Origin of the sequence: Peribacillus acanthi, assembly GCF_003073175.1 — a bacterium.
GTDB classification, from domain to species: domain Bacteria; phylum Bacillota; class Bacilli; order Bacillales; family DSM-1321; genus Bacillus_BN; species Bacillus_BN acanthi.
Genome location: NZ_QBBX01000023.1, coordinates 23,876 through 32,356 on the forward strand (window position 1 = coordinate 23,876; position 8,481 = coordinate 32,356).

Below are 8,481 nucleotides of genomic sequence, written 5' to 3' on the forward strand. Positions count from 1 at the left end.
GGGAAAAGATGCCGAAGTACAAACACCTATTTGTTTCTTGCTTGGTAGGTATGCTGGTGCTAAGCGGGTGTAGCAAGAGTGAGCCAATTAGCGAAGTTAAAGAAGCGAAACAAGTAGCCACTTCAAAGAAGCCAGATAAAAAACATGAAGAACAAAAACAAAATGAAGAGACAGTAGAAGTAGAGCCTCTACCTAGCACTTATCAAGAGCTTGAGATGAGACCTGTAGGGGATTACCACGATTTTTCTTTTTTTCTGAATGATGAGGATAAAAAAATGGTATTGGAGACTTTCAAAGGTCTCCCTGATCTTTCCAATAACCCTACTAAAAACGAAATGGACCAGTTCTATAATGAGCTGTTAAGTCATCTTCAAGAAGATTACAAAGGTCCTGAAGAAGCAATCAGACAACTTAAATTCCAATCTATAGGCGATCCAAATATGGAGGACTCCCGCTATCAATTTAAGGAAAACTTGAACGTTGAGATCATCCTCGATGCTTCTGGAAGCATGGCACAGAAGGTAAATGGAACGGTAAAAATGGAAGCGGCTAAAGAATCTATCATGAATTTCGTTCAACAATTGCCAAAGGAAGCGAAAGTGGGATTACGCGTATATGGACATAAAGGAAGTAATGCAGATTCTGATCAAAAAATATCTTGCTCAAGCAGTGAAGTCATGTATCCTATTTCGTCCTATAACCAGGCATCTTTTATTTCTTCGTTGGATAAAATCAAGCCAACTGGCTGGACTCCAACTGGCTTAGCGTTGAAGGAAGCTCAAAAGGATTTATCACAGTTCGATGGTTCAAAAAATACTAATATTGTTTATTTGGTTAGTGATGGAATCTCTACCTGTGGAGATCATCCCGTTGAAGCTGCAAAAGAGCTTTACAGTTCCAATATCGAACCGATTGTCAACATCATAGGCTTTGATGTAGATAGTAAAGGGGAGAACGAGTTAAAACGAATCGCGGATGTGACAGAAGGCCTTTATACGAATGTTTCTGACGAAAGCGAATTGAATGAAGAGCTATCTAAGATCAACAACCTTGCTGAGACTTGGAAGCAATGGAAAACTGTTGGGCTACAAAGGCTTGAAGGCAAAAAAATACAAAATGACCTTAGTATTTTTAGCTATATCACACAAGAGGAAGTTAAAGCCCAGGATGAATATGATACCTTTTCCCTTATTTCCTTTGTATTTTGGGATCAAGGTCTGATGAGTACGGAGACAAGAGAGTATTTAGATGAAAAGAATAGAGAATATCACGACTGGATAAATAAAGAAATCGAGAAATTCAAAGTGGAATTAAAAACGTTAAATGAAAAGAGTTATGTAGAAGCGATAAAAGTCTTGGAAGAAAAGTATCAACAAAATACACAATAGGTGGGAGAGTCATGAGACAGCAAAAGAACTTTAGTCAAATTGCCAGCGTATTCATGGTAGTTACTCTCTTGTTTTGGACGTTCTTCCCTTATATCGCGCTTGCAAGCTCGTTTATTACACCAGGAAAGGCGATTGATCCAGGAAAAGCTGTCCAAGGAGGAAAACCAATCAGTGGTGGGAATTTCATAATACCGGGACAAGTGTATTCACCAGGCAAACCTGTTAAGCCGGGAGAAAATACTGGAGCCTCTGGCCAGATGATTTTTCCAGCACTTCCTTACCATAATGGTGTCTTTATTATTCCTAATTCTCCACCTGTCCCTCCAAGTATCGCGTTTACCCTGCCTGGTTTAAATGGTGGGCTTGCTAGCGACCCTGGAAACCCTGTCACATCTGGCAATAGTCCAAGTGGAGGCACTGGAATTGATGGGGGTAAAACAGGAAATACCGGGAAAGGACCCGGTGGCAAGGAATTAAATGGCGGCAAGGAGTTAAATGGCAACCAAGGAATGGAGCCTGGAAAAGGAACAGATGTCGGGGAAACACCAAAGGGCAATACAGATTTACAAAAAGGAAATTTGCCTGATGGCGTAGATGGAGATGAATCCAAAGGAGACAATAGTAACTCAAAGAAGAATGGTTCTGAAGGTTCAGATTCGAGTTTAGGTTCTACCATCATAGAAAAAATAGGTGAAGTGAAAGACTATTTCTTTAAAGGTAATGACGCGTTGGAAGGGGTAGTCGCGCAAATGTCTGGGTTCAGGTTCACAGAATTGGCCGATGGGCGCTACCGAATAGAGGGTAAGAATAAATTTGCTAGTAATCTTTCATTTTTTGAAGGGAAGCTGTACAGCTATCTGGATAAGTTTGAAAATAACCAGGCCATTCTTAAAACAAAGAGTAACGGAGAGGTCATTTTGCGTTCAAGCAAAAAGATTTCTCAGACTGCTGTAGAAGCATTCACGAAAAACAACTTCAGCTTTACAAAATCCATGGCTGCCGAATTGAAGAATAATTGGTCGTTTACTGGAAGTAAATTCTGGGGTCCAAAGGAATTAATGAAAGGAAATGGACTGACAAATATTCTGTTATCAACCGGAGGTACACTTTATGATTACACCTTAGGTTCTGAAAAAGGAAACATGGCTTCTACCTCTTTTGCTGCTTCTCTATCATCTGATGTAACCATCGGGATTGGGACTGCGGCAGTAAGTACAGGAACGGGTATTTTAGCATCCGCGCTAGCAGGAGCGGCTACAGGATCAGTAGTTCCAGGAATTGGGACTGTTGCAGGGGCTGTGGCTGGTATCGTAGTAACTGGGTTCTTGAATAACACCAAAACAGGTCGAAGAATTAAAGATGGTGTTAAGTCAGGATTCAAGTGGGCATACGATGGAATTGCATCTGGTGGGAAGAAGCTGGGTGACAAAATCAAGAATAGTTCATTTGGTTCGACAGTTGCGGGATTTTTTAAATAGAAACATATTTTGAGGGTAGATATAGGGGAGAGATATATGGGGAAGAAAGTACTCATTTTTACATTGTTGCCACTTGTATTTTCATTTGCGCTATTTTCAGTCGTGGATTTCAATCTGGGAAGTGTAAGTTTTATAGGGGTCACTCTACTGGCTTACTTTTTGTTCAATCTTTATTTAGATAGTAGTAAAAAATCCATGAATTCAAGGAGATTAAGAGGACTATCAGCGTATTTAGGCTTTCTTTTATGCTCCATCTATCTACTCTCGCCAGCGGTATTTGTATTGAATGGATGGATCGTAATCGTTCTCTGGATTGTAGTTTTCGCTTTGTCTTATAGATTTAGAGAAATATTACTATCCTCCATCCTTTCAAGTGGAAATGGCAACAGAAGCATCCGGTTTATTTATTGGGGTTCAGCTGTGGTGGTGCTCCTAATTGGTGGGGGAGGGTATTATCCTGTGACCTCCAGAATCTTAAATCAATTCCAAGGGGACTCAGCGTCAATCTTTCTTTCATTTATTTATCTATTCTTCTCTCTTTGGTTTTTAATCTTTGCACAAAGCAGTATTGCGAAATTCTCAAAATTTAAGGATTGAAGGGAAAAGCATGGACGTTAAGAAATTATGTAAAACTATAGGAATTGCCATTATAATATCAGCGGTTTTCGGAGCGATATCTGGTTGGATTGGTTTAAGTAAATTACCCATCTTCTCCATCCTTTTGTTCCTTGTGACTTATAGTTCCGCTGGAGTATTTTCTGCTTTGTGGAATGAAAAAACTCCTTATTCTGCCGCTTATTTTTCAGGGGTGACTCTTTCGGTTTTGAATATGATGTTTACGATCTTCTTCATAGATGTAAATGTGTGGACTGATGCAGATAGCACATTTAGAAGTCTACTTTTTGGAGCTGGGGCTTGTGTATTGGCTAGTTTTTTAACCGTTCAGTTTAGGCCAGCTCTTACGAAATTGAGGAAAAACTATGTACTTTAGAGAAGGCATTGAAATCTACAATCGACATTTACTAAAAATTATTGCATGTACTATGACTATTTTTCTGCCATTTCATGTATTTATCCTCGGTTGGGTTTTGATGTTACAACAAACCATTCAACCAGAATTGATAAATTTTCATTCCTTTTTTCTGTATATTCTCATGTATGTATCTGTGATTCCGCCTTATATGGAAATTGCAAAAAAGGATCTTGTAGATGAAGAAATGGATTTTAAGGAATTGTGGAAAAGCGCGTTAGAGAAATTTGGTTTTGTACTGCTTGCTTCAATTGTGTTTATACTGATTTCTTTTATTGGTGTGTCCTTATTCTACATCCCTGTTATTTTAGCGCTAGGTTTATTGGTATTAGTTCCATTACATTATGAGGATTCTATGAGGATTAGTGATATCTTAAGAAATACATGGAATTCATATAAGAGCAACTTTATAGATTTATTTTTATTCCTGTTTTTCGTTTTAGCAGCCAATGTTTTGATATGGTTTCTACTTACTACAGGAGTCTCCTATTTTGAGACGAACTTTTTAGGATATACCATATTAAGGATGCTAATCCATCTAATCATTTTTCCATATTTTATTATTTTATTGACGATTAACTTTCATCCCGAGTATCAACATTCAAGAGGTCCAAAATATTATTCTAAAGGCTTGAAAGGGTGATCTTTTACTAATGGAGCATCAAATCGAGCTTGATGAACATCTAGGTTTTAAAAAGACAAACATCGTATTCATGGTACTAGTCAGCTATTTGACATTTGGCATTTACGTACCATATTGGTTCCTAACAAGAAGGAAAGCACTCCAATCTCTTTCATCTAATGTTCAACTTCCATTTAACGCAATCGTGACTGTTCTGTTGTTCTATATTCTTTCTTTTTTTGCTCTAATTTTTGCTCCTTTTTTCCTTACAGCATACGGTCTTGAGCTCAAGGATAGTTTGGATTATATTGTGACGATGTATGGATTGGGAATTGTGTTATATGCGGTCTTCCGAGTTAGGGAAATGTTGAATGATCATTGGAAAGAAGAGATTATCCGACCTGTCCCTGTTGCTCTGTTCCATATCTGGTATTTACAATACAAAATTAACCGAATGCTCGCCGAAAAGGAGAAGTATTCTAAATGAAAAAGCCATTTAAGAACGAAAATGGATCAGTTAGTTTAGAGTTTTTGGGGATTTTGCCGTTTTATTTTATGTTTTTTCTTCTTCTCTGGCAGGTTGTTGCTTCGGGATATGCCGTTCTTTCGGCAAAAACCGCATTAAACGATGCAGCTAAAACATTTGCTTCCACAAATGATGCAGGAGAAGCGGAATTGATAGCAAAAGAAGCGATGGGGAGCAGCTCGGTGATTCAGTATGAAAATTTGAGTGTTTCAACTAGTACGGATGGTAAATTTATGATGACACTTGAATCAGAGCATTTTCTTATTTTTGTGCCACAACAATGGAAAGAGAAAACCTCGGTATCTTTAAGCATGGACGCAGTCGGTAGGGTATTGGTGCAATGAGATATTTAACCAATGAAAAAGGAAATGCCGCCTTCTACATGTTATGGTTAGTAGGGATCGTGCTCCTATTATTTGTCATTGTCATTAATATCGCAAAAGTATATGTGGTAAAGGAACAATCAAGTTTAGTGGTCGACCAGGCTGCCTTTGCTGGTACCTCGGTAATCATTGATCATACAAAAGAGGCGATTGCACGTTTTGATGCTTCTGTGTTTTCTATCTCACAAAAAGTAATGGATGGAGGTAAGAGTATAACTCAATTGGTGGATGAAAAAACTCTGTCATATACCAATGTAGCGCAGTCAGATGCTTATATTAGAGCGTTGAATGAAGTTTTACCAGAACGAATAGACAAGTACCCGCCATTAAGACAAGAGTTTATGAATTCGTTTCATGATGTAGAAGGACTGGTCTCTCCCTATGTGCAAGATATTATTCTTGAGAATAAGTCGAATGTAGAAGACACTGAAATTACGTTTTCAAAGGAAAAGTGGAGATTAGAAGTAGTGGCATCCTCCACATTTGAAAGTGTTTCAGATCAAAAAATCATTCCGCTTTTCCAGAAAAAGATTAAGCAAAAAGGATACGGTCCTTCCCTAAGATATTTAGAAAAAGTTTTTCAATAATAAATCCTTCGAAAATATTTTTCGAAGGATTTTATTTTGTTTAGGAAGTTCCTCTAATGTCGATATTCTAATATTTATTATTGTGGTTATAGTAATAAGTAACTAATTTGAGAACAAAAACCAATATTTTTTTAAAAAATTTGCTTATGTTAAAATATTTTTCGTAAAATTATTGTATTTTTAAAAAAATGAATATATTATATCTAAATAAGAAAAACGGTGTAGAAATTTGTCGAATTCAATATATGCGATTGTTGAGGTGAAGGTGCATGAGTCTATTTAGAAAAAAGTCCATCGAGGCTCTTATTAGAGAGACAGGACAGAAAAATATAACGTTAAAAAAGGATCTAGGTGCCTTTGATTTAACGATGTTAGGAATCGGTGCCATTATTGGAACCGGAATCTTCGTTTTGACAGGAGTGGCTGCGGCAAAACATGCAGGTCCAGCTTTGATCCTATCCTTTATCATCGCTGGTTTGGCTTGTGTATTTGCTGCATTATGTTATGCAGAATTCGCATCTACTGTCCCGGTATCAGGGAGTGCTTATACGTATAGTTATGCTGCGTTTGGTGAGCTGATTGCTTGGGTGTTAGGATGGGATTTGATACTAGAGTACGGTTTGGCATCCTCTGCAGTTGCCAGTGGCTGGTCAGGCTACTTCCAAGGCTTGCTCGCAGGATTTGGAATACAACTGCCGGTTGCCCTTACGAGTGCGTATGAACCTGACAAAGGAACGTTCATTGATATCCCAGCTATCGTTATTGTCTTCATTATCACGTTCTTATTGACGCAAGGTGTGAAGAAATCAGCTAAGTTCAATACAGTCATGGTCTTTATTAAGGTATTTGTTGTATTATTATTCATTGCAGTTGGAGTTTGGTATGTGGAGCCTGACAACTGGACACCATTTATGCCGTTTGGCTTCTCTGGTGTAGCGACTGGAGCTGCTACCGTTTTCTTTGCCTATATTGGGTTTGATGCAGTTTCTACAGCTGCGGAAGAGGTTAAAAATCCACAAAGAAATATGCCAATTGGTATCATATCATCGCTAGTTGTTTGTACAGTTTTATACATTGTAGTAGCAGCGATTCTTACAGGAATTGTTCCTTACAACATGCTAGATGTGAAAAACCCAGTAGCATTTGCATTAAACTATATCCACCAAGATTGGGTGGCAGGATTTATCTCTTTAGGTGCAATTACGGGTATCACAACAGTTCTACTGGTAATGATGTATGGTCAAACTCGCTTGTTCTATGCTATTAGTCGTGATGGATTATTGCCTAAAGTTTTTTCTAGGATAGATAAAAAGAAACAAACACCAGTTGTGAATTCTTGGATTACCTGCCTGATTGTTTCTATCTTTGCTGGATTAATCCCTCTAGGTAAATTAGCTGAATTAACGAATATAGGTACTTTATTTGCTTTTATGACAGTTTCTCTAGGAATTTTAGTATTGCGTAAAAATAAAAGTGTTACAGAAGGTAGAGGATTCCGAGTTCCGTGGGTTCCCCTGATCCCAATCCTTGCTTTTGTCTTCTGTGGATACTTAATCTTACAGTTACCAGCTTCTACTTGGATTGCATTTGGTTCATGGATACTCATTGGTTTAGTGGTCTACTTCATTTATGGTAGAAAGCACAGTGTATTGAACCAACATCAAGAAGGATAAGCAAAAAGCTCGCGACTATAGTTGCGAGCTTTTTTTTTTACTTTATTTAGGGAATTAAGGAAATTATATAATCCTAGGTATTCGTAAGAGCTAAGGTTTATTAATAGCCAAGTTTTGCAATCTAGTTTCAATGTTCATCTCTTGAAACTTTTCACTTGTTTTTATCGTTTTATATTTTAAATCTGAAAAATCTGAATAGAATTTACCGTGATTATAAAGGTATTTTAGGATTCGAAATAGAATATTATCAAAGATACAAATTCTTACAATATTCCACAGTATTCGGGAGGGTTACATGATTTACAAGCAGAGGCACCCTATCATTGAAACTATTTTAGAAAATATAGATCAAGTCATTATTGGAAAAAGAGATATTTCGGAATTAAGTCTTGTGGCACTACTTGCCGAAGGGCATGTCCTACTTGAAGATGTTCCAGGGGTAGGGAAAACGATGATGGTTCGTTCGTTAGCCAAATCTATCAGCGCAAATTTTAAACGGATTCAGTTCACTCCGGACTTGTTGCCATCAGATGTGACAGGTACATCCATCTTCAATCCTCGTGAACAGGAATTTGTTTTCCGTCCAGGTCCTATTATGGGGAATATCATTCTTGCTGATGAAATCAACCGCACGTCCCCTAAGACGCAATCGGCTTTACTTGAAGGGATGGAAGAAGCAAGTGTTACGGTGGATGGCGTGACACGAAAGTTGGAGCAGCCTTTCTTCGTAATGGCCACGCAGAATCCAATTGAATATGAAGGGACCTATCCGTTACCAGAAGCACAACTTGACC

The 8,481-nt window shown here is 38.0% G+C and carries 10 protein-coding genes; all 10 read left to right on the forward strand.

Annotated elements, in window-relative coordinates; translation table 11 throughout:
* Positions 1-8: 8 nt before the first annotated feature.
* A complete protein-coding gene (locus DBX25_RS18065) occupies positions 9-1,388 on the forward strand; it encodes a vWA domain-containing protein (RefSeq protein ID WP_108672179.1) in 1,380 nt (459 codons plus the stop codon).
* Positions 1,389-1,399: 11 nt separating this feature from the next.
* Entirely contained in the window at positions 1,400-2,866 is a 1,467-nt protein-coding gene (locus DBX25_RS18070; RefSeq protein ID WP_108672180.1) for a hypothetical protein, read from the forward strand.
* A 36-nt stretch (positions 2,867-2,902) separates the two neighbouring features.
* Complete coding sequence (locus tag DBX25_RS18075; RefSeq protein WP_108672181.1) at positions 2,903-3,463, forward strand: hypothetical protein; 561 nt, start codon at positions 2,903-2,905, stop codon at positions 3,461-3,463.
* Positions 3,464-3,473: 10 nt separating this feature from the next.
* Positions 3,474-3,857, forward strand: a complete 384-nt coding sequence (locus DBX25_RS18080) for a hypothetical protein (protein WP_108672182.1) — start codon at positions 3,474-3,476, stop codon at positions 3,855-3,857.
* Positions 3,847-4,539 (forward strand): hypothetical protein, encoded by a 693-nt coding sequence (locus DBX25_RS18085; RefSeq protein WP_108672183.1) that lies wholly within the window; start codon positions 3,847-3,849, stop codon positions 4,537-4,539. Before DBX25_RS18080 ends, DBX25_RS18085 begins: the two co-directional genes overlap by 11 nt.
* 10 nt (positions 4,540-4,549) lie before the next feature.
* Positions 4,550-5,005, forward strand: a complete 456-nt coding sequence (locus DBX25_RS18090) for a DUF4234 domain-containing protein (protein ID WP_108672184.1) — start codon at positions 4,550-4,552, stop codon at positions 5,003-5,005.
* The gene (locus DBX25_RS18095; protein WP_108672185.1) at positions 5,002-5,388 is read left to right on the forward strand and encodes a hypothetical protein; all 387 of its coding nucleotides are present in this window, start codon (positions 5,002-5,004) and stop codon (positions 5,386-5,388) included. Before DBX25_RS18090 ends, DBX25_RS18095 begins: the two co-directional genes overlap by 4 nt.
* Positions 5,385-6,014, forward strand: coding sequence for a Tad domain-containing protein (locus DBX25_RS18100; protein ID WP_108672186.1), 630 nt, complete (start codon positions 5,385-5,387; stop codon positions 6,012-6,014). Before DBX25_RS18095 ends, DBX25_RS18100 begins: the two co-directional genes overlap by 4 nt.
* A 269-nt stretch (positions 6,015-6,283) precedes the next feature.
* Entirely contained in the window at positions 6,284-7,687 is a 1,404-nt protein-coding gene (locus tag DBX25_RS18105; protein ID WP_108672187.1) for a branched-chain amino acid transporter BcaP, read from the forward strand.
* 295 nt (positions 7,688-7,982) lie between these two features.
* On the forward strand, positions 7,983-8,481 hold a 499-nt coding region (locus DBX25_RS21505; RefSeq protein ID WP_240620398.1), incomplete at its 3' end, for an AAA family ATPase.